Genomic DNA, 2,266 nt, shown 5'->3' on the forward strand with positions numbered 1-2,266 from the left:
TGATAAGCATTCGGCGGATACCATAAGCTTCCTGAGAACCTAATTTCAGCTCCAAAGAACTCTTCCAGGAGTTCGATTAACTTTACTTTCGTCCTAAAATAATCATCGTAAAGGGAATGGTCAACATACCGATCCAGATTAATTAAGTGGAACTGACTCCAGGCATATTCAGGCTGGGATGAAGCCACACCTTGATCCAGGTAGGAGCGCAATGATTTGAGATACCGCTGTTGGAATTCTGGATCAGCTGGGGAAACATCGGCAAATTTTAAATTTGCTTCCCAAAAACTCTTTTCATACAGCCCTATATCCACCGTATCTGGCTTGATTTTGAGCTTTCCGACCTCCTCAGCAATTTTCTCAAACCCTGGAATCTCGGAAAACTTAAACTCGTAGTGATAAGCGTGGGGGAACCCTTTATCAGAAGCAGACTCAGAACAATCAATGGAAATCAGAGGTTTGTCACTCTTGGGAACATAAGAAGCATTTGCTGCTGCTATATCTTTTTTGGTAAAACAATAACCGTGATTGGCACCAAGTTTAACCAGCTCTTCTTCCGTTGTGATTACCTTAACTTGCTGTCTCAATGCTTCTGTATTTTCAAGAGCTTCATAAAACTTCTCCACCGCTTCTTTTGACATAGCTTTTTCAACCAATTAAACCAACAAAATTACAACCACGACAATAATAATCCCAGAGTCTACCTTCACCGACACAAGCTTTCCCCTCAATCTAGGTCTATCGGCTTATGCTGATGGAGGCGGATCGAGCATCAGAGGGGAAGGGACTCGCTCCGGATAGGCTAGCCGCAAAAAGTGCATTCCGATTCCAGCGATCCCAAGCATCAGATCGGGAAAGAGATCCTTAGTCGTAGAACCACAGAGCCACGTACGAGCTTTCTCAAACCGACGCCATTGGGCTTGAGCTTGGACGTTAGCCTCCATCTGCAAATAAGGTGTGTCCCTCAGTTGAGAAAACCGCAGCAATAGCTCAGCATTGCCAGATCTGCCATGACATAGGGAATCATTACCGAGCTTGTCAAAATTCCGCAAAGTAGCATTGAGAGCTGCGTAAGCCTCCCGCAGAATATCTTCGTCATTTTTCCCTAAAGCTGCCCAACTGGCAATACGGCTCAAACCAATTCCCGCCGACCCATTGCACCAAGCATTGGCAAAATGGGGTTCGTTTCTGTCAGCTACCATGACCGATTTGCGCAGGTCATACCAATCCTTCTGCTCCCGATCAAAGTGAGTCGCTTCATAGGCAAAGCATTGACGACCAGCCTGAATGTACTCTTGCTTGTCAAGATCACACCCCAGCAAAATTAGTGCCCACCCTGAACCACTCGAACCATGGGAAAAACCGGTGGGATTCTGCTGGTTTAGATCCGGTCGCCCACCCTCCCAACTTAGGGTGTCCCCCTGGCGAGTTGCCCCTTGGAGCAAATATTGAGCAGACTGCACAGCACAATCTATGGCACTATCTCTCCCTTGGCCAGAAGTGGTGTTTGCCAACCCCACCATGACAGGAATCACCCCCGTGACTCCGAGCAAAAGGTCAAAGTATTTGTCCTGAGGAATCCGTGGCATTAGTTCGTGAGTCAACTCTACTGCCCGCTCCAGCAATTCTGGTCTGTCCCATAGCTGAGCCAGGTGGGTTAACAGGTAAATCAATCCAGCTGTTCCCTGGTACGCCCCAACGAAGGGTGAACTAGGGTGCTCCATGGCGTGCTTGAAGGCTCGCTCTGCTGCTTGACGAAATTCTGGCTGGGGGTGAAGGGCATCAAGATAAGCCAAAAATAGGCAAATCCCCGCTGAACCCGAGTAAATATCTGGCCCGACATCTACCACACGTTTTCCAGTAGCTGTATAGTCGGAGGTTTGCCATGGAGCCTTACTCGCATCGGGTTCAAGTAATTCCCACAACTGCCAACCAATTTGCTGGGCGTAATTAACCGCTGAAGCGATAAAGTAGGGACTATTCAGTTCGTCTGTGGATAGGCTACTGTAGATGTACTGGTTCTGCCGGATTCGGTTCTCCTCAGATAATTTTTCAATGCGTTTGACTGCATTGTCCAATGGGGAAATCGCGATCGCATCTGGCAGGGATTGTTGGTAATTGTGGATTAAATCTAGAGGGCCAGTTGCCTTAGCTGAGAAGATGGGGATATCCAATTGCCACAGGGATGCTAGTTCTAGCTCAGCCAGTTTCCCTTGATTGTCCCACTTTCGTTGATGCTCTTTTAAGGTGTTGAACAGCAAATCCA

The 2,266-nt window shown here is 47.6% G+C and carries 2 protein-coding genes; both read right to left on the reverse strand.

What is annotated here, in order from left to right; genetic code table 11:
• Positions 1-641, reverse strand: a 641-nt coding sequence (locus F6K37_RS38870) for a Nif11-like leader peptide family natural product precursor (protein ID WP_287256548.1), incomplete at its 3' end; no start/stop codon positions are given.
• A 105-nt stretch (positions 642-746) separates the two neighbouring features.
• The coding region (locus F6K37_RS38875; protein WP_287256551.1) for a lanthionine synthetase LanC family protein at positions 747-2,266 on the reverse strand (1,520 nt) is incomplete at its 5' end.

Source organism: Moorena sp. SIO4E2, assembly GCF_010671945.1.
In the GTDB taxonomy this organism is placed as follows: Bacteria; Cyanobacteriota; Cyanobacteriia; order Cyanobacteriales; family Coleofasciculaceae; genus Moorena; species Moorena producens.